The sequence below is a fragment of the bacterium genome (genome assembly GCA_024742285.1).
Lineage (GTDB): Bacteria > Myxococcota_A > UBA9160 > UBA9160 > UBA4427 > UBA4427.
Window position 1 is genome coordinate 35,553 of record JANSYR010000004.1, and the last position, 20,143, is coordinate 55,695.

Below are 20,143 nucleotides of genomic sequence, written 5' to 3' on the forward strand. Positions count from 1 at the left end.
CGCGGCCGGGGTTCTATTCGGCGTACGAATCCCGCGCGGGCGTCAGCGCTGGACGGCATTCCCGAGCTCGTCGACGGCCTGATCGAGAGCGGCGTCGAAGGCCTGCTCCCAGGTCTTGGGATCGTCGGTGCCCTTGGCGTCGCCGGGGAAGAGGATGCCGCGGGACGAGTTGACGACGCCCCCTTCGAGACCCTTCGGCCCCGGCACGAACCCCTGGACCGCCGCCGCGGCCGACCCACCCTGGGCGCCGTACCCGGGCACCAGGAAGAGCGCGTTCGGCAGGGCGTCGCGAACGCGTCGCGCCTGGTCCGGCCAGGTCGCACCGACCACCACGCCGAGGCTCGACCAGGGCGTCGTCTCTCCGGCGAGCTGCGCCTCGAAGCGCCCCAGCCCGTCCGCGACGATCCCGAAGAGCGGATCGCCGTTCACGTCGCGGTCCTGGAGATCGCCACTCCCGGGATTGCTCGTCCGCACGAGCACGAAGAGGCCACGCCCGGCGTCCCCCGCCACGCGGGCGAAGGGCTCGATCGTGTCGAAGCCCAGATACGGATTCAGCGTGATCGCATCGACCGGCATCGCCGCGTCCGGCGCCAGGTATGCGGCGGCGTAGCCCTCGGCGGTCGAACCGATGTCCCCGCGCTTCGCGTCGAGGACGACCAGGATGTCGGCTTCCGCCGCGCGCCGGCAGAGCCCGTCGAGCACGCGCAGCCCGCGCCAGCCGAGCTGCTCGAAGAACGCGATCTGCGGCTTGATCACCGCCACGCGACCGACCAGCCGATCGAGGACCGCCGTCAGGAACGTCTCGACCGCATCGACCGTGCGCTCGTCGTCCGTCGCCATCGTGCCCTGCCGGAAGAGCGGCGGGATCGGCGCCAGATGCGGATCGAGTCCCACGCAGAGCGGATGGCCGAGATCGCGAACCCGGGTGATCAGACGATCGGCGAACGAGGACGGGGCTTCGCGGACGGGGGCCAAGCGGATCTCCTGTCTGGACCGGAGCGAGGTCGGCGCGGATCCTACCCCAATCGGGGCTACGTTGCGGCGAATGGACGCTCCGCTCCCCACGACCGAATCCCCGGCCCTGCGCTTCACCCTCGAGCGAACGAGCGATCGTGCCCGGGCGGGACGCGTCGAGACGAGGCACGGGGCGATCGACACGCCGGCCTTCATGCCGGTCGGGACCCATGGGGCGCTGAAGGCGATGACCCCGGCCCAGGTCGCCGACACGGGCGCGCAGATCGTCCTCGCCAACACCTATCACCTGGCCCTGCGCCCGGGGGAGGCCCTGGTCGAGAAGCTCGGCGGACTGCATCCCTTCATGCAGTGGCCCGGCCCGATCCTGACCGACTCCGGGGGCTTCCAGGTCTTCTCCCTCCCCGGCGTCGAGATCACCGACAAATCCGCCCGCTTCAAGAACGAAGTCACCGGCAAGGAGATGGACCTCACCCCGGAGCGCTCGATCGAGATCCAGAACGCGCTCGGTGCCGACATCATCATGGCCTTCGACGAGTGCACGCCCTACCCGGCGACCCGGGAGCTCGCCGGCCAGGGAGTTCGCCGGACGCTGCAGTGGATGGAGCGGTGCCTGCGCGCGCATGGTCGGCCCGGCGAACAGTCGCTCTTCGGAATCGTCCAGGGTTCGACCTATCCCGAGCTGCGCGAGGCCTGCGCGGCTTCGCTGGTCGCGATGGACTGCCCGGGCTACGCGATCGGCGGCGTGTCCGTCGGCGAGGGGCACGAGCTGCTCTGTCAGGTGACCGACCACGCGGCGCCGCTCCTGCCGGAAGCCAAGCCCCGCTACCTGATGGGCGTCGGTCTTCCCGAAGACCTGATTGCGTGCATCGGATACGGCATCGACATGTTCGACTGCGTGATCCCGACCCGATACGCCCGCTCGGCGACGGTGTTCACGTCGCGTGGGCGGATCCGGCTCACGAACCGCCGATTCCGTCGCGATGCGTTTCCCGTCGACGCGGCCTGCGACTGCTACACCTGCACGGGCGGATTCACCCGGGCGTACATCCATCACCTCTTCGCCGCGAACGAAGTCCTCTCGGCGGTCCTCTGCTCGATCCACAACGTGCGCTTCTACCAACGCCTCGTGGCCGACGCGCGGCGCGCGATTCTCGCAGGCGACTACGCGGCTTTCGCCGACGAATTCATGGCCCGCTACCGGAACGAGCCAGCCTAGAGCGGGTCGCTACCCTCCCGGCCATGCATACCGACTCGTCGCGCAAGCTCGCCTCGTTCACCGCCCTCGTGGCCCCCGCCACCTGGGCCCTGCTCGCCACCTTCGCGGTGTGCGTCACCACCGGCTGTGGCGCCCTGGGCCTCGATTCGAAGGGGCAGCCGACGGCGGCGGCCTCGACCGCCGCCCCGGGGCCCTCCACCGAAGGCGGCGATCGGGTCGCGCTCGTCCTCGACGGTCGCGAGATCACGGTCGACGAGCTGCACGCCCACATGCAGAAGCAGTTCCTCGACGAGCTGCTCCGCCAGCCCGAGTCCGAACTCTTCGAGCTGCGCGAGAACGCCGCGCGGGATCTGGTCCAGCGCCACGTGATCGACGCCGCCGCCGCGGAGGAAGGCCTTTCTCCGGAAGCGCTCCTCGAGAAGGTCACGAGCACCGTCCCCGAGACGACGGTCGAGCAGGTGACCGCCTGGTACACCGAGAACCAGTCCCGTCTGCGCGGCGCACGCCTCGAGGACGTCGCCCCGCAGATCAAGGACATGCTCGACAACGAGGCCAAGGCCCGTGCCTGGGGCGAGTACATCGGCCCGCGACTCGAAGCCCTCGAATGGCGCTTCGCCCTCACGCCGCCGCGCGTCGATCTCGAAGCGACCCGCCTGGTCCGCGGACCCGCCGAGGCCCCCGTCACGATCATGACCTTCAGCGACTACCAGTGTCCCTACTGCATCCGCTCGGAGCCGGTCCTCGCCGAGGTGCTCGAGCGCTATCCCGAGGACGTTCGGCTCGTCCATCGCCACTTCCCCCTCGACAGCATCCATCCCCAGGCCCGCCCCGCGGCGGAGGCCGCGATGTGCGCCGACGAGCAGGGACGCTTCTGGGACTACCACGACGCGATCTTCGCCCGGAGCGGCCGCCTCGAGGCGGACTCGTTCGCGGAGATCGGACGCGAGCTCGACCTCGACCTCGACGCGCTGGGACAGTGCATGGGCGAGCGCCGCTACCAGGCCTTCGTCCAGACCGACTTCGAAGCGGGCGAGGCGGCGGGGGTGACCGGCACGCCGGCCTTCTTCGTGAACGGCATCGCGCTCAAGGGCGCCCGGGACGCCGACGAGATCAGCCGCGTGATCGACTCGGAGCTCGCGCGAATCCGCGCGAACTAGCCCGCCTCTTCGAGGAAGGCGATCAACGCGTCACCGAATGCGTCCGCCGAGTCCAGCATGATCGAGTGCCCGGCACGCTCGAAGACCCTCGTCTGCGCTGAGCCGCCGGCGCGGCGCATCATCTCCTCGCAGGTCTCGGCCGACAGGATCGACGAGAGCGCGCCCCGCGCCACGAAGATCGGCAGCCGGAGGCCCTGGTAGGTCGCCCAGAGTCGCGCCGAGGTCGCCTCGCTCGAAGGGGTCGCCGCCGCCGTCACGAACGCCGGATCCAGAGCGGGCTCGAAACGGCCGTCGAGTCGACGCGCCAGACTCGCCTCCACCAACCGCGCGAGCGAATCCGCTTTCGCGAAGGGGTGCACCCTGGCCAGGATCCGCGCGTATTCGTCGACCGATTCGTACACGCGGAACGTGTCGGCGACTTCCCCCAGGACGGCGCCCGCCCCATCCGCGCCGAGGGTGGGCCCGATGTCGACGAGGGTGAGCGAGCGTGCGTGCGGTCCGAGCCGTTCCGCGGCGATCATCGCGACCTGCCCCCCGAGCGAATGCCCGACCAGATGCACACCGGTCCCGCCCTGGGATCGCACGACCGCCTCGAGGGCCGCAGCCATCCGATCGAGCCCGTAGTCCGGCTCGGCCGACCAGGGCGACTGGCCATGTCCAGGCAGGTCGATCGCGATCGGTCGGAAGCGATCGGGGAGCGACGCCACCGCGACGTCCCAGACCGCATGGCAATGGCCGAAGCCATGGACGAAGACGACGGGCTCCCCGGCGCGTCGCGGATCGAAATGCGCGATCGAAGCCGGCTGGCTCTCGGAAGCGAACCCGGCCACGCTCATCGATCCGCCCCTTCACCGGCATCGTCGATCCGATCCGCCAGCGCGCCGGCGATCTCCGACAGCGAAGGAAGACCCTCGAACCAGTCCCGCTCGATCTCGAGGGAGAGCGATCGGGAGAGCCCGACGAAGAGCTCCATGGTCATCAACGAGTCGAGACCGAGGGCATCGAGACGACGGCCAGGCTCGAGCGCTTCGACCTGCGTCTCGTCGAGATCGAGGACCGTGGCCAGCTCGTTCGTGACGAGTCCGAGCGTTGCTTCGCGACGCTCGGCGATCGACATGCGGGCCAGCTCCTCCCGGGAGTGCCCCCGGCTCGCGACCTCACGCGGCGCCCCGTCGCCCGCGACGGGGCTCTGCCAGCGCGCCGCATCCTCGGGATCGATCCAGGCGAGGGACGGGTGTGCCTCCGCCTCGACCGCTCTCGCCACGACGTCGACGAGGCGATCGAGGGTCGCCTCGCCGTCGATCGAGAGATCCGTCCAGCCCATCCACGCGTCCTCGGATCGCGCGAGCAGGTCGATCAGGAGTCGCCCCTCCCAGGCTCGATCCTCCGCCGGCACGCCGACGGCGGCCGGGCGCAACGAGACGAAGAGCGTCCGCTCGGCCCCCCTACGCGCGAGCGCGTCGCGCCGGGCCGCGCGACCGGCCGCGTCTCCCCCGTCGAAGTGGACCCGCACGCCGCGCAGCGCCCGCGTCGGGTTCGCCGAAGCGACGTCGTCGGCCTCGACGCCGCGACGGCGGAACGCCTCGACGAAGTCGCGGGTCGACGACGGGCCGTGGGCCGAGACGAGCAGCCGACGCGTCTCCCCATGCATTCGAGACGACGGACGAATCGACGCCTCCGCGGCGGACTCGAAATCGAGGCAGACCCGGCCCACGTGGCGGCCCTGCGCGGCGTGACGGAACGCGCGCGCGCATTCCCCGACCGGAAAGACGACCCTCGGCGGCGGCTCCAGGGACTCGCGGGCCGTGGCGGCGAATCTGGCGAGGGACTCGGCGACCCAGTCCGCGTCCTCTTCGACGAGCGAAACCAGATCGCAGCGGCTGAGGCTCGCGTTCGCCGGCAGCTCGAGGGCTTCACTCCCCGGCGTCGCGCGGAGATCGACGAAGCGACCGAAGGACCCGAGGCGCCGCGCGAGGGCGCGCAGCCCGGCGCCCGACGCGTGCGAGACGATCACGTCGAAGCTCCCCTCGTCGTCGTCGCCACGCCCGTAGGCCAGCGCCCCCCGTCGACGCACCCCCGCGACGAGCGCATGTCCGACGCCCCCCCGACCGGCATCGACGTACACGCGCTCCCCGGCCTTCAAACCGACGACGCGGTCGAGCACATGATCCGCCACGACGGTCGGGAAGGTGGCCGAAGCCAGCGCGACCGGATCCGCCGCGCCGGAGACGCGCGCGACCCGCGCGGCGGGAACGCGCAGCCTGCGCGACATCGCCCCCCGGACGAGCCCGACCACGCGATCCCCGATCGCCACCGAGGTCACCTCCGGCGCCACCCCGAGGACGCGCCCACAGAAATCGAGACCCAAGGCCGCGGGACCGGCGTCCCGATCGTCGAGCTCGGCGAGCACGTCGACCCGCGACAGCCCGGCGGCTTCGACTTCGATCATGACCTCGCCCGGACCCACCGCCGCCTCCGTCGCTTCCGTCCCTTCGATGGCCTGGAGCGCGACTCTCGAACCAAAGCTGCGTGCTGGCGTTCGCGCCACACGGAAGTCGGTCTCCGCCGCGCGGGTCCCCGACGCCTCAGAGCCCCCGACCGCCGCCGGATCGACGAGTCTCGGAACGCGAACGACGCCGGATCGGACCGCCAACCACCGGTCTTCGATCGAGCGTCCGAGCAGTCCCACCAGACGGGAACGATCGGCAGCGTCCGCTGCGGCGCTCGCATCGAACACGCGACACCGATCGAGCTCCACGGCGTTGGTGAACTGTTCGATCTCCTTCGAGACCGATCGGGCGATCGGACTGCCCGCCCGTTCCTCCGACTCGACGGGCAGCAGCCCCCGGGTCGCGATCCAGATCTCCGCCGCGTCGGCGGTGACGGATCGGATCGATTCGGCCCAGGACCCTACGCGGTAGTCGCGGTGGAGGCGCGGTTCGCGGTCGCCGTCCGAGGGCGCGGCTCCCCAGGCGAGCAGCACCAGTCCCCAGGCCGAGTCATCCGATGCGCGCATCAAGGGCGCGAGCATCTCGAGGTCCTCGATCTTCGGACAGAAGCGGCACTCGTCCCCGCGCTTGCGGAGCTCGGAGGCCAGGAGCTCCGCGCGGGACGCGTCGTCGGACACCACGAGCCATCGACGGATCCCCGGCTCCGCGCCCTCCGCTCTCGAGGCCACCTGCGGCTCGAGCGCTCGCCAGGCGAGCGCCAGGGGAGCGTCCGTGGCGACCCCGGGCGAATCGATCGCGCCGCGCACCTGCGTCCGAACGCCGACCATCTCGGCGAGCACGTTTCCGTCCCGATCCTGGAAGGCGAGATCGAAGACGGGGGCGTCTCGTGTCGAGTCCGAAGTGTCCTCGTCGCGCCGCTCGACGCGACACCAGACCTCACTGCCGAGCTTCCCGAGAAGACGGATCCGTTCGACCGAGACGAGCTCGACGCTCGGGCCCGCGATCGCCGCACCGACTCCCTGCAGCGCCGCCTCGACGAGCACGGGATGAGCATGATAGGCGTGCCACTCGGACTCGATGCTCCGGGAGAGCAGCAGGCGACCGACGAGCACCCTTCCGTCGTCGCGCGCCGGCCGTCGGAGCTCCTTCAACGCGCGAGAGCGGCGACTCGTCTCCACACCGGCGCGAGCGAGTCCCTCGTCCACGCGCTCCGCCTCGAGCACTTCCCCGTCCTCGGCGGAGAAGGGCGCGCCGATCTCCGCAGGCTCGGCTTCCCTTGCACGAAGCATCGCCGTCGCGTGGCGCGTCCACTCCGCCCCGGCGCGATCGGCGCGGCTCGACACGATCAGCTCGAACTCCTCGCCGCGCGGGCGGGCCACGAGCTGCAAGCGCCGGCGACCGGTCGCGCCGAGCGTGAGCGGCGCCTCGACGCGCAGGCCGTCGATCGGACCTGCGCCGGCCGGCTGCAGACGCTCGGAGGCCGCGATCGCCAGCTCGAGGAAGATCGACTCGAGCACGACGGTCTCGCCGGCCACCCGACGATCCGCCACGAACGCCGCCGTATCGGCGTCGAGGAGGGTCTCCCACAGCTGCACGCCCGGATCCGTCGAAGACTCGACCGGGGAGCCGAGCAGCGGGTGGGTCGGGCGGTCGCGGTCGAGTCGCGTGCGCTCGGAGAACCAGTAGCGGGTCCTCTGATAGGGATAGAGCGGAGTCGAGACGACCCGTCCGGACGGACCGAAGCGGGCGAAGTCGACCTCGACGCCCGACGTGAAGAGCGCCGCCACACAACGGGCGAGGGATTCCATGGCAGGCTCTTCGCGCACCAGCGACCCGACGAAGCCGAGCGCATGTCCGGCGTCACGGCCGGTCTCGTCGATGGCGCGGGCGAGGGTCGGATGGGGCGAGATCTCGAGGAAGACCTCGCCGCCCTGCTCGGCGGCCGCGCGCACCGCGTCGTCGAAGGCGACCGCGCGGCGCAGATTTCGGACCCAGTAGTCCGCATCGAGGACGGGCGGTGCCCCGCCCTCTCCGTCGACCGACGAATGGATGGGAATGTCGGATGCCCGCACGATGAGGCGGTCGAGGTCCGCTCGGAAGTCGTCGACGAGGGGATCCATGTGGAAGCAATGCGACGCGAAGTCGACGTCCAGGAGCCGCGCGAACTCGCCTGCCGCCTCGCGTGCCGCAACGAAGGCCCGGACGCCCTCACGATCGCCGGACACGATGGTCGTTCGCGGCGAGCTGACCCCTGCGATCTCGACCCGTGACCCGTCCGAAGCGGCCTGCTCGGCATCGAGCCACCCCTGAACCGCGTCTCGCGAGGCCGCCACGACCGCCATCGCCCCCGCACCGCTCGCCCGCGCGACCACGCGTCCGCGAACGCAAGCGAGTCGCGCGACGGCGTCCACGTCGAGCGCTCCGGCCACGAAGGCCGCGGCGATCTCGCCCATGCTCTGACCGACGACGCGATCGGGCACGACGCCGAAGCTCCGGAGCAGCTCGGCCAGAGCGATCTCGAACGCCACCAGAACGGGTTGGAGCACGTCGAGGGGCCAGCCCTCGGCGTCGTCGGTGGACTCGAGGATCGACCGGAGCGACCAGTCGACGTGGTCACGGTAGGCCGCGTCGAGGACGTCGATCACCTCTGCGAAGACCGGCTCCTCCCGAAGCAGGTCGCGGCCCATCCCGACCCACTGCGCGCCCTGGCCGGGGAACACCATCACGAGCTGCGGGCGGCGGTCCGTCGGCGCGACGCCCTGGAGCGCGTCCCTGGGCGTGTCCCCGGCGAGCGTCGCATCGAGCACCTCGCGCAGCGCCGCGGGCGACGACGCGCGGAACGCGGCGCGGTGCGCACGCCGATCTCGCTTACACGCGTAGGTGTAGAGCAGATCGTCGAAGGCGGACGCCGGCGATCCTGCGAGGTCCGGATCGTCGAGTCGCGCGCGCGTCGCTTCGATCATCTCGCGGAGCGCACGGGGATGGTGGGCCGAGAGGGCGAGCACCCGTTCGCGGGTCGGCGGGCGGGAGGCCTTCGGTGTCGCGCGTTCCGGCGGGCTCTCGAGCACGACGTGGGCGTTCGTCCCGCTGATCCCGAAGCTGTTCACGCCGACGAGCGCCGGGCCCGGCTCGGGCCAGCCCGTCGTCTCGTCCTGCACGCGAATCGGAATCTCGTCCCAGGGAATCGTCGGGGTCGGCGTCTCGAAATGGAGCTGCGCGGGCAGTGTCCGATGGCGGATCGAGAGACACGCCTTGATCAGCCCCGCGACCCCGGAGGCGGACTCCGTGTGTCCGAGATTGCCCTTCACCGACGCGACGCGCAGCGGCCGCTCCGGATCCCGTCCCGGCCCCATGACGTCGGCGAGCGCCCCGATCTCGACGGGATCTCCGATCGCCGTCCCGGTTCCGTGCGTCTCGACGTACTGCACGCGCGCCGGCTCGACGCCGGCCTGCGCATAGGCGTCGCGCATGGCCTGGGCCTGACCGAGACGACCGGGCGCCATCATGTGCCCGCCGTCGCGCCCGTCCGAGCTGATGCCGCTCCCGCGGATCACCGCGTAGATCGGGTCGTCGTCCGCGAGTGCGTCGGATACGCGCTTGAGCAGCACGACGCCCGCGCCTTCGGCCCGGACGAACCCGTCGGCGTTCGCGTCGAAGGCGCGGCAGGCGCCGGACCTCGAGAGCATGCCGCTCCGACTGAGCGCGATGTTGCCCTCCGGCGAAAGGAAGAGATTCGCGCCGCCGGCGATCGCCAGATCCGCCTCGCCACGACGAAGACTCTGGCAAGCGAGATGCGTGGCGATCAACGACGACGAGCAGGCGGTGTCCAGGGTGAAGCTCGGCCCGGTCACGCCGAGCAGAAACGCGATCCGGCCGGAGAGCACGGCGTGGGACATCCCGCCGACGGTGAACACGTCGTGACCACGGAAGACGTGCTCTTCGCCGAGGACGCCCGTGCGCTCCCGCGAGTAGTCCTCCGCCATGTAGCCGAGGATCACGGCCATGCGCTTCCCGGCGACGGAAGACGGCGGAATCCCGGCGTCCTCGAGCGCGTCCCAGGTCACCTCGATCATCAGCCGCTGCTGCGGATCCATCGTGACCGCGTCCCGCGGCGCCAGGCCGAAGGGCTCGGGATCGAAGAGCTCCGGGTGCTCCAGGAAGCCGCCCTTCTTCGACGAGATCCGGCCGGGCACGCGGGGGGTCGGGTCGAAGAAGTGATCGAGGTCGTAGCCGAGCGCGACGCGATGGGCCGGGGCCTCCCGGACCGTGTCGCGTCCGGAGCGGACGATGTCCCAGAACTCGGCGGGGCCGCGCGCGTCCGCGTAGCGACAGCCGATTCCGACGATGGCGACGGGCTCGTCCGGGCTCCGGGGCGCGGGCGACGAGCTGCCCGCTTGCTTCGAACTCACGTCGGGAAGACGGCCCGTTCCACCCGCGTCCACGCGAGGCGACCGACCGGGGCATCGTTTCCGACCGAGAGCGCGGCGGTGAGCAGCTCCAGACGGTCGCCGCTGATCTTGTACCAACGCTCCTGGATCGTCCCGGTCCAGGCTTCGAGGGAGCTCACCTCGACGAAGTGCCGGATCCGGTCCCCGTTGATTTCAAAGGGTCCGGTATAGGCCATGAACTGGTCGTAGGTGCTCGCCTGTGCGGCGGCGCCGAGCTCCCCGTCCGGCACTTCACCCCGGGCGGCGTTCATGAACGCCGCGGACATGAAGCCGTCGGCGTTGTAGAAGAGGTAGCCGGCGAGGTCCTCGCCGTACGGGTGACTGATCGTGCCGTCGGTCGCCTGGAGCTCGAACGCGTCGAGCCGCCAGGAGCCGAGCAGCGGATGCGCTGCGGTCATCTCGCCCTCCCATCGAATGCGAGCGCACAACCTATGGAGCGCATCGACCTCGATCAAAGGCGTGCATCAGACCGGACTTCGAGCGGAGTCCGAGATCGGACCCGTGACGCTCGCGAGTAGGACGAGAGAGCGGGACTGCTCAGGGGGGCGAAGACCACGTGCGCCGAAACGGGGTCCCGAAACGACTCGGCGGGGTCCCCGCCACGGCTTTCGCCGACTACGTGAACCCCGCCGAGGGAGGTGAGCGTGCTTACCGGTTTCCGATCCGTGAGCGCCTCTGCCCGGGCTCGATTTTCATCCACGCAGACCGCACGAAGCGGATCGCGAGAATCGTGCTCATGGGCGAAGTCGTAGAACGCCTGAAAACCTGCGAACCCCGTACGGCCTGCGGTGGAGCCGTCCCCTGCCGGAGCTCGTGTTCGTCCTACGTTTTCGTCACTCTTGGTCCGGTCACCGGCCGAACAAGCCGACGGTGCCTCGAACCGCCTCTCTCACCTCCTCCGTTCCTTCTCGACTTTCTCACACCCGCGTCACCCGCTTCCAGTGGAAAATGCGCGTTCAGTCAAACTAACGCCCCGTTAGATAAAGCGATTTAGCCACTCCTGTTACACATTTTCGAGCCCGATCCCATTCCCTCGCCGAATCGGGTTCATCGAGACACTTCTCAGAAGGAATCCGCGCATCTACGAATTTCCGATCCCGAACGACGCCTCGGCCATGACAGGACCGAGTGGATTCGGGAACATGCGCCGCCTATGGGACTCACCTGCGGCATCGTCGGCCTCCCGAACGTCGGTAAGAGCACGATCTTCAACGCGCTGACCGCCGCCGGAATCCAGGCCGAGAACTACCCCTTCTGCACGATCGAACCGAACACCGGCGTCGTGACCGTCCCCGACGGCCGGCTCCAGCAGCTCGACGACCTGATCCACTCCAAGAACGTCGTCCCGACGACCGTCGAATTCGTCGACATCGCCGGTCTGGTCAAGGGCGCGTCTCAGGGCGAGGGCCTCGGCAACCAGTTCCTCGGCAACATCCGGGAAACGAACGCGATCATCCACGTCGTCCGCTGCTTCGACGACGAGAACGTGGTCCACGTCGACGGCTCGACCGACCCGGTGCGCGACGTCGAAACGATCGAGCTCGAGCTCGGGCTCGCCGACCTCGACACCGTCGAGAAGCGCATCGACCGCGTGAAGCGGGTCGCGCGGTCGGGGGACAAGCAGGCCAAGGCCGATCTCGAGATGTTCGAGCAGCTCCGCGACCACCTGTCCGCCGATCAGCCCGCGCGGACCTTCGAGGTCGCCGAAGTCGTCCGCGCCTCGTTCGACGAAGCCTGTCTGCTGACCGCCAAGCCCATCCTCTACGTCGCCAACGTCGATGAGGAAGGGCTCGCTTCCGGCAACGACTACAGCGCCGCCCTCGAGGCCCACGCCGCCACCTCCGGCGCCGAGGTCGTGCGCATCTGCGGCAAGGTCGAAGCGGAGCTCTCGGAGCTCGACGACGAGGAAAAGGGAGAGTTCCTCGCGGACCTGGGGATCGAGGAGCCCGGGCTCCATCGCCTGATCCGCGCCGCCTACGCGCTCCTCGAGTTGGTCACGTTCTTCACCGCCGGCCCGAACGAGATCCGCGCCTGGACCATCCGCCAGGGCACCGCGGCGCCCCAGGCCGCCGGTGAGATCCATTCGGACTTCGAGAAGCACTTCATCCGGGCCGAAGTCATCCCCTTCGACACCTACATCGAATGCGAAGGCGAAGCCGGCGCGAAGGCCAAGGGCGTGATGCAGGTCGAAGGGAAGGAGTACGTCGTCTCCGACGGCGATGTAGTCTATTTCCGGACGAGCGCCTGATTTACCCGACGCGCGCAGAGCGCGCTGACGATCGCTTCGCGATCGCCCGCTCAAGGCTGTGCGGCCCAACTCCTTCTCTCGAGCCGGCCGGAGGCCGTACAGGAGACCCCCCCCATGAGTGAAGAACAGAAGCATGGACTCGGCACGATGGCGGTCCACGCCGGTCAGGAGCCGGACCCCGCGACGAACGCGCGGGCGGTCCCGATCTACGCGACCACGTCCTACGTCTTCAACGACACGGAGCACGCGGCGAATCTCTTCGGGCTCGCCGAGTTCGGGAACATCTACAGCCGGTTGATGAACCCGACCAACGACGTCCTCGAGCAGCGGCTCTGCGCGATGGACGGCGGGGCGGCGGCGCTCAGCCTCGCGTCGGGCCAGGCCGCGATCACCGCCGCGCTCCTCACGATCTGCCACGCGGGCCAGAACTTCATCTCCGCCACGAGCCTCTACGGCGGAACCTGGACGCTCTTCACGCAGACCTTCAAGCAGATGGGGATCGAGGTCCGCTTCTTCGATCCGGATCACCCGGAGCAGATCGACGACCTCGTCGACGAGAACACCCGCTGCGTCTACTTCGAGAGCCTCGGCAACCCGAAGAACGACGTGCCGGACTTCGCGAAGATCACCGAGAAGGCGCACGCGCACGGTCTTCCGACGCTCTGCGACAACACGGTCATGACGCCGGCGCTGCTGCGACCGATCGAGCACGGCGTCGACATCGTCATCTACTCGACGACGAAGTTCATCGGCGGCCACGGCGTCCACATCGGCGGCGCGATCATCGACAGCGGCAACTTCCAGTGGGCCGAGAACCCCGACAAATGGCCGGAGTTCTGTGCGCCGTCGCCGTCCTATCACGGCGCCGTCTTCGAGGAGGCGCTCCGCCCGGTCGGCAACATCGCATACGTGATGCACATCCGGACCCACTGGCTCCGCGACACCGGCGCGGCCATGAGCCCCTTCGCCGCGTTCCTCACGCTGCAGGGCCTCGAGACACTCCACCTGCGGATGCCGCGCCACTGCGAGAACGCCCTTGCCGTCGCGAACTTCCTCGAGGGCCACGATCTGGTCGAGTGGGTGAACTACCCGGGCCTGCCCTCGCACTCGCACAACGGCATGGCGAAGCAGTATCTGGCTGCTGGCGCGGGCGCGATCCTCGGCTTCGGCATCAAGGGCGGCGAGGCCGCGGGCAAGAAGTTCATCGAGAACGTGAAGCTCGCGAGCCATCTCGCCAACATCGGCGACGCCAAGACCCTCGTGATCCACCCCGCCTCGACGACGCACTCCCAGCTCACGCCGGAAGAGCAGGCCAGCGCGGGCGTGACGCCGGAATACGTGCGCGTCTCCGTCGGAATCGAGGACGCCGCCGACATCATCGCCGACCTCGAGCAGGCCCTGCGCGCGAGCGCGTAGGCCCGGCAACCCGAGGGTGGCGATTCGCGGGGGCACGGCATGAGCGCCGATGAGGCCGGACACGTCCGTCTCATCGGCGCGCCGCTACCCCACGCCGAGGCCTGGCGGAGCGAGGAACCCCTCCGCCTCGAGAGCGGCGACGAGCTACCGCGCCTGCAGGTCACGTACGAGACCTGGGGCAGCCTCGACGGCGAAGGCAGCAACGCGATCCTCGTCTGCCACGCGCTCTCCGGGGACTCCCACGCCGCGAGCCACGCGGAAGACGACGATCCCGGTTGGTGGGAGCTGCTGATCGGGCCGGGCAAGGCGATCGACACCGACCGCTTCTTCGTGATCTGTTCGAACGTGCTGGGCGGCTGTCGCGGCACGACCGGGCCCGACTTTCTCCGCCCCGGCGGCGAGCGACGCTACGGCGCGGAGTTCCCGACGGTCACCGTCCGCGACATGGTCGAGGTCCAGCGACGCCTCCTCGACCACCTGGGCATCGACCGCCTCGCCGCCGTGATCGGCGGATCCCTGGGCGGACTCCAGGCGCTCCAGTGGTCGATCGACCATCCGACGCGGGTCGGCGCCGCCGTCGTGATCGCCGCCGCGCCCCGGCTCTCGAGCCAGGGCATCGCCTTCGACGTCGTGGGACGCAACGCGATCCGTCACGATGCCCATTTCGCCGAAGGGCAGTACTACGACGGCCCGTCGCCGGAGGCGGGGCTCGCCCTCGCGCGGATGCTCGCGCACATCACGTATCTCTCCGACGAGTCGATGCGCGCGAAGTTCGATCCGACGCGGCTCCAGCCACGAGCGATCGAGACGGGCTTCGAGAGCGTCTTCTCCGTCGGCTCGTACCTCGCCTACCAGGGAGAACGCTTCGTCGAACGCTTCGATGCCAACAGCTACGTCACGCTCACGACGGCGATGGACCTCTTCGATCTCGGCGAGGGCCCGGACGCGATCCGCGAGTCCCTCTCGAAGAGCACCTGCTCGTTCCTCTTCCTCAGTTTCACGACGGATTGGCTCTACCCGGTCGAGGCGTCCCAGGAGCTGGTCGACGCCCTCGTCGCCGAAGGGCGACCGGTCAGCAGCTGCGTGATCGAGAGCCCGGCCGGGCACGACTCGTTCCTGCTGGAAGAGTCGATGGTCCTCGGCCAGCGGACCGTCGCAGCGTTCCTCGCCTCACAGCTCGGGGAGAGCGGGCCGATCCGCGTGCCCGAAGAGCCCGAGACCGACGAGCCCACGAGCATCTTCTACACGAACCGCCTCGACTACGGGCTCATCCTGCGACTCATGCCCGAGACCGGGAGCGTCGTCGACCTCGGCTGCGGAAACGGCGAGCTGCTCTCGATCCTTCGAGACCGCGGCCACGCGCCGCTCCTCGGTATCGAGCGTGAAGCCGACGCGGTCGCCGAGAGCATCCACCGGGGGATCGTGACCGTGCACGCCGACGTCGACTCCGGCCTCGCGGCGATTCCCGACGACGCCTACGACGTGGCGCTGCTCTCGCAGACGCTGCAATCGATCCTCGACGTGGTCGGCGTCCTCCGCGAGATCGTCCGGATCGCGAAGCGCGGCATCGTGAGCTTCCCGAACTTCGCGCACCGTCCGCTCCGCGAGATGTTCCAGCGCGAAGGGCGCCTCCCCAAGGAAGAGGGCCTCTACGCCTACGAGTGGTACGACACGCCGAATCGGCGCTTCCCTTCGATCCTCGACTTCCAGGAGCTCTGCGCGACGCTCGGGATCGAGATCGAAGAGGCGATCTACATCGACTCCGCCCGCGAAACCGAGGTCACCGACGACCCGAACCTCCACGCCGACCTCGCCGTCGTCGCGATCCGACGGATCGACTGAAGGCCGAGCGTCGAATCAGTCGTCGCCGCGACAGCGCGCGACCTGATAGACCCCGTCCTGCGCTTCGCCGGGCAGGTCCACGTGGACGGCGTAGCTGGGATAGCCGGGATAGTCGGCGCAGATGCGACGCTGATCGGGATGGATCCGAACGGGCCACAGACTCCGCGGGCGTGCCCGGAGCGAGGCGTGGTTGCGAAGCTCGAGATGTCCGGGCCAGGTCCGACCGAGTCCACCGCCCGGCGTCGGGCGATAGACGATCCCGACGCCCAGGCTCTGTCCGTCGACGCCGTCGTAGTCCCAGTAGCCGACGTCCTGCCACCCGCTCTGGAGCGCGAGCCCCTCGCCCGAGGGCGGAACGGCCGGGTTCGTCGGGTTCGAAGGGCCGGTCGAACGGCCGGTCGAAGGCGCACCCGACGCGACCATGCGGGGCGAGCGGAAGACGACCTTGTCCCGGTAGCCGAGGGTCCGCCGATTCATGTCCCGAGCGAGGAAGCGCTGGAACACGACCGCGCGGATCGACGTCGCCCGCGTCGACAGATTGGTCGCGATCACCGTGAACGAGTAGCTGCTGTCCGCGACGGCGGTCTGCGACCAGACGGTGCCCGTCTTCCAGCCGACGCGCTCCCCGAACCCTCCCGTCGTCACGGCGTATTCGCTGCCGAGGTCGTCCTGGATCCGGATGTCCCGATAGATCTCGATCCCCTTGTCCGTGTAGCGGTTCGTGATCGAGAGACGACAGATCGCCGACCGGTCGGGGGTGATCTCGCAGGACGTCATCTCGATGGACACGTCGTTGAAGGACACCACGTTCGAGGAGGGCGGCGTCGGAACCGGGAGCTCGAGGGCAGCGAGCTCGGACTGACATCCGAGCAGGCAGACGATCCAGATCGTCCGGGAGAAGAGGGCGCGAGACTTCATGGTGACTCCAATCCGCACCGACCGGCGCGGTTCAGGAAAGAAGAAGGGGCACGCGTCTGTGCCGTTCGGTAGCAGGTCGGTTTCACGCCAGCGAGAGACGTACGCCCAACTTTGCCGCCCCTGCTTTCCGATCCGACATCCTTCGGTAAGCTCGGCCGCCGTGGCAAAACGAAACGGCGCACAGAAGTCCCCGCAAGAAGTCCTCGATTCCGAGTTCGGCGGTCCCGAGACCGGGATCTTCACCGACGGATCCTGCGACCCGAACCCCGGACCCGGCGGATGGGGTTGGGTCTGGGTCGAGAAGGGCGAGATCCTCGACCAGGGCCATGGACGCGCCCCCGACACGACGAACAACCGGATGGAGCTCCAGGCGCTGATCGAAGCGTTCAAGAAGCTCCCCGAAGATCGCGACCTCGTCGCCTACTCGGACAGCCAGCTCTGCGTGAACACGATCAACGAGTGGGCGCCGGGCTGGGAGAAGCGCGGCTGGAAGCGCAAGAGCGGTCCGATCAAGAACCTCGAGCTCGTCCAGGAGCTCTACGCGCTCGCGCTGGCCAAGCCCCGGATCGAGCTGCGCTGGATCCGCGCCCACGAGGGCGCGCGCTGGAACGAGTACGCCGACGCGCTCGCGGCCTACGGCGCCTAGTACGGCCCTTCGTCAGACGTCCGCGATCGCGTGGATCCGATCGGCCAGCTCGGTGGCCGTGAGGGCGTCGAAGTCGAGGGCGACGAGCGCCTCGACCTTGTTCGCGAGCTGATCATGGATCCGCTCGAAGAAGGCCCGCTCCTCGTCCTCGGATCCTTCGAAGGCGGCCGGATCCTCGACGCCCCAATGCGCGCGGATGGGCGCCCCGGGCCAGACCGGGCAGGTCTCGTTCGCCGCGTTCCCGCAAACGGTGACGACGATGTCGATCGGGGGGGCGTCGTCGCCGGCGAAGACGTCCCAGCTCTTGCTGGACAGGCCCGAGGTCTGGTAGCCGAGGCGCGCGAGGGTCTCGATCGTTCGCGGGTGGGGCGCACCCTTCGGCTGGCTGCCGGCGCTGTGGCTCGCGAAGCGGGCGCCACCGCGGCGCGCGAGGGCCGCCTCCGCGAGCAGGCTGCGCGCCGAGTTGCCCGTGCAGAGGAAGAGAACCCCGATCGGCCGTGCGTCTGCTGCCATGGCGCTTCGCCTCGCTCTCCCCGCGAACCGGGCCTAGGGCCCGCCGTCGAGATCGATCCCGTCCGTGACGTTGGCGAAGCGCTTCGCGAGGTCGAGCGCCTGGCGATAGCCGGCGATGAGGTCCTCTTCGGCCAGCGTCGACAGGCGATGGCTGAAGACCGCGTAGATCACGCCGTCGGAGAGGGCGTACTTCGCGTCGAGTCCGTGATGGAAATTCGCCTGGAGCATGCCCACCAGGTGCTGGACACCGACGTTCTCGGTCAGCGGAACGGGCACGATCAGCTGCATGCGATCGGTGTCCGGGTCCGAGATGAGCACGACGTCGATTCCGTCGACCTGGCTCCGGAGATAGCCAGCGCCGCCCGCGATCTTCTCGACCTGCCCCTCGAAGATCCGTTCGAGCCTGACCTGATCCATCGCACCCGCGCCCGCCGGCGTCCCTCCGCCGATGGAGACGCAGCCGGAGAGCAGGATCGAAATCGTCGCGAGCAGGAGGACCCTGACCTTCACTTCTTCGCTCCCTTGCCACCCTGCCTGGCCCGCGCCGCGGCGACGCTGTCCGCGATCTTCGGCACCTTCGTCTTGCCGAGCTTCGCGACGTGGCGGAACTCCTCCGAGGTGAGGGGGACGACCGAGAGGCGACCGCGCTTCACCAGCTGGATCTCGGGCAGCGCGGGATCGGCCTTGATGGTGGCGAGGCTCACCGGCCGCGTGAACGGGACGATCGGCGCGACATCGACCACGACCCACTGCGGGTCGTCCGCAGTCGGGTCGGGATAGCCCTCGCCCACGATCTCGACGATCCCGACGACCTCCTTGCCCTCGTTCGAGTGGTAGTAGAGAGCGAGGTCCCCGTTCTTCATGGCCGCGAGGTTGTTCCGGGCCTCGTAGTTGCGGACGCCGTCCCAATAGGTCTGGCCGTCCTTCACGAGGTCGTCCCAGGAATACTTGAAGGGCTCGGATTTCATGAGCCAATAGCCGCGTGCCACTCGGTTCTCCGGTGTTCTGGAGGGATGGGTCTGGTCGAGAGTAGGGAAGTCGGCGCAGGGAAGCGTCGCACAGTCGCGACGAGCTAGCGCAGCTCTTCCGGGGTCTGCTTCGCCATGTGATGGCCGGCGACGAGGGCGAGGATCGGGCGCGTCGTCAGGCGATAGGCGGCGTTGGCGCGGATCCAGTTGAACCAGCCGGCGATCACCGACGGCTGCTCGCCGAGGGAGCGCAGGCCGAGGGCCGCGACTTCGTCCGCGTCGGCGCCACCGTGCGCGATCTCGCCGGCGACCTCCTGGAACTCGGTCTCGACGGTGCCGGGCTCGAGGACGAGGACGTCGATGTTGCTCGCGCGGAGCTCCACCCAGAGCGCTTCTCCGAGTTGTCCGTCGAAAGCCTTCGTCGCCGCGTAGACCGCGTGGAGCGGGAGCGGCTGTCGCCCGGCGACGGAGCCGGTGAAGAGGACACCGCCCCGGCCGCGTTCGCGCATCCCCTGCACGAACGCGTGGGTCAGGACGAGAGGCGCCTCGCAGTTCACCGTCACGAGACGGCGGAGTCGTTCGCCGTCGAGCAGATCGAAGCGTCCCGCGTAGCCGAGCCCCGCGTTGTTCACGAGCAGACCGATCTCGAGATCGGAGACCGCTTCGACGAGCGCCGCCGCACCGCCGGCCTCGGCGAGATCCACCGCCACGACCCGGGTCTCGATCTCGTAGTCCCGCTCGAGCTCCGTCGCGAGACTCTGGAGCCGGTCCTCGCGCCGCGCGCTCAGCACGACGTTCACGCCGTCGGCGGCGATCTGCCGCGCGAGGGCCGTCCCGATCCCGGCCGAGGCCCCGGTCACGAGCGCCCAGTCGCCGTAGCGCGCGCGGAGCGCCAGCGGCTTCGGGTCGAAATGCTCGCGGTGCGTCCAGAACGCCCAGGTGAGCGCCCCCATCGGCAGTGCGGGGAAGATCCCGACGATGATCCCCGAGAAGCCGCCGGTCTCGAGCGCCGTCCAGAGATAAAGACCGAAGGCGACCTGCGCCGTGTAGGCGGGCGCCCAGAAGGACATCCACGGGCGACGGCGGCGGAAGCCGTAGACGGCAGCGCCGTATACGAACCAGTGGGGCACGGCGAGGATCTTGGCCCAGATGCCGGTGAAGAGGATCCCGAACCAGACCTCCTGGTCGACCTCGACGGGCTTCACGAAGAGATCCCACGGCATGTAGACGAAGGCCATGTACGCGCAGAAGACCATCACCGCGTTCATCCACCACGGACGCTCGCGGAAGACGTCGAACAGCCACTCGCGCATCGGATCTCCTCGGACGGGGCGCCGGGAAAGTAA

The 20,143-nt window shown here is 69.3% G+C and carries 14 protein-coding genes and 1 pseudogene; 6 read left to right on the forward strand and 9 right to left on the reverse strand.

Going from position 1 to position 20,143, the window contains the following annotated elements:
• Positions 1-42: 42 nt before the first annotated feature.
• The gene (pyrF, locus tag NXI30_09010; protein ID MCR9094344.1) at positions 43-975 is read right to left on the reverse strand and encodes an orotidine-5'-phosphate decarboxylase; all 933 of its coding nucleotides are present in this window, start codon (positions 973-975) and stop codon (positions 43-45) included.
• Positions 976-1,045: 70 nt separating this feature from the next.
• Between pyrF and tgt the strand changes: the two genes are divergently transcribed.
• A complete protein-coding gene (gene tgt / locus NXI30_09015; protein MCR9094345.1) occupies positions 1,046-2,191 on the forward strand; it encodes a tRNA guanosine(34) transglycosylase Tgt in 1,146 nt (381 codons plus the stop codon).
• Between the two features lie 23 nt (positions 2,192-2,214).
• A complete protein-coding gene (locus NXI30_09020) occupies positions 2,215-3,348 on the forward strand; it encodes a DsbA family protein (GenBank protein ID MCR9094346.1) in 1,134 nt (377 codons plus the stop codon).
• On the opposite strand, the gene NXI30_09025 is transcribed toward NXI30_09020, so the two are convergent.
• The 3 genes from NXI30_09025 to NXI30_09035 are packed head-to-tail and all read right to left on the reverse strand — an operon-like array spanning position 3,345 to position 10,644.
• Entirely contained in the window at positions 3,345-4,184 is an 840-nt protein-coding gene (locus NXI30_09025; protein MCR9094347.1) for an alpha/beta hydrolase, read from the reverse strand. The two genes, NXI30_09020 and NXI30_09025, sit on opposite strands and share 4 nt — an antisense overlap.
• Entirely contained in the window at positions 4,181-10,207 is a 6,027-nt protein-coding gene (locus NXI30_09030; protein ID MCR9094348.1) for an acyltransferase domain-containing protein, read from the reverse strand. Before NXI30_09030 ends, NXI30_09025 begins: the two co-directional genes overlap by 4 nt.
• The gene (locus NXI30_09035) at positions 10,204-10,644 is read right to left on the reverse strand and encodes a lipocalin-like domain-containing protein (GenBank protein MCR9094349.1); all 441 of its coding nucleotides are present in this window, start codon (positions 10,642-10,644) and stop codon (positions 10,204-10,206) included. Before NXI30_09035 ends, NXI30_09030 begins: the two co-directional genes overlap by 4 nt.
• 755 nt (positions 10,645-11,399) lie before the next feature.
• Here NXI30_09035 and ychF point away from each other — a divergent pair.
• From ychF to NXI30_09050, 3 genes are all read left to right on the forward strand, one after another.
• A complete protein-coding gene (ychF, locus tag NXI30_09040; protein ID MCR9094350.1) occupies positions 11,400-12,494 on the forward strand; it encodes a redox-regulated ATPase YchF in 1,095 nt (364 codons plus the stop codon).
• A gap of 114 nt (positions 12,495-12,608) precedes the next feature.
• The gene (locus NXI30_09045) at positions 12,609-13,910 is read left to right on the forward strand and encodes an O-acetylhomoserine aminocarboxypropyltransferase/cysteine synthase (GenBank protein ID MCR9094351.1); all 1,302 of its coding nucleotides are present in this window, start codon (positions 12,609-12,611) and stop codon (positions 13,908-13,910) included.
• A 39-nt stretch (positions 13,911-13,949) separates the two neighbouring features.
• Positions 13,950-15,752: a homoserine O-acetyltransferase gene (locus NXI30_09050; protein MCR9094352.1), complete on the forward strand. Its 1,803-nt coding sequence runs from the start codon at positions 13,950-13,952 to the stop codon at positions 15,750-15,752.
• A gap of 15 nt (positions 15,753-15,767) precedes the next feature.
• Here the strand turns inward: NXI30_09050 and NXI30_09055 are convergent, their stop codons facing one another.
• Positions 15,768-16,670 (reverse strand): hypothetical protein, encoded by a 903-nt coding sequence (locus tag NXI30_09055; GenBank protein MCR9094353.1) that lies wholly within the window; start codon positions 16,668-16,670, stop codon positions 15,768-15,770.
• 160 nt (positions 16,671-16,830) lie between these two features.
• Between NXI30_09055 and NXI30_09060 the strand changes: the two genes are divergently transcribed.
• Positions 16,831-17,316 (forward strand): ribonuclease HI, encoded by a 486-nt coding sequence (locus tag NXI30_09060; protein MCR9094354.1) that lies wholly within the window; start codon positions 16,831-16,833, stop codon positions 17,314-17,316.
• A gap of 12 nt (positions 17,317-17,328) precedes the next feature.
• Here the strand turns inward: NXI30_09060 and NXI30_09065 are convergent, their stop codons facing one another.
• The 4 genes and pseudogenes from NXI30_09065 to NXI30_09080 all read right to left on the reverse strand — a co-directional run bounded on the left by NXI30_09065 (position 17,329) and on the right by NXI30_09080 (position 20,110).
• Positions 17,329-17,829, reverse strand: coding sequence for an arsenate reductase ArsC (locus tag NXI30_09065; GenBank protein MCR9094355.1), 501 nt, complete (start codon positions 17,827-17,829; stop codon positions 17,329-17,331).
• A 33-nt stretch (positions 17,830-17,862) separates the two neighbouring features.
• Entirely contained in the window at positions 17,863-18,339 is a 477-nt protein-coding gene (locus NXI30_09070) for a hypothetical protein (protein ID MCR9094356.1), read from the reverse strand.
• A gap of 74 nt (positions 18,340-18,413) precedes the next feature.
• Positions 18,414-18,797 (reverse strand): annotated as a pseudogene (locus NXI30_09075) (EVE domain-containing protein).
• 104 nt (positions 18,798-18,901) lie between these two features.
• Positions 18,902-20,110, reverse strand: a complete 1,209-nt coding sequence (locus NXI30_09080) for an SDR family NAD(P)-dependent oxidoreductase (protein ID MCR9094357.1) — start codon at positions 20,108-20,110, stop codon at positions 18,902-18,904.
• Positions 20,111-20,143: the final 33 nt, after the last annotated feature.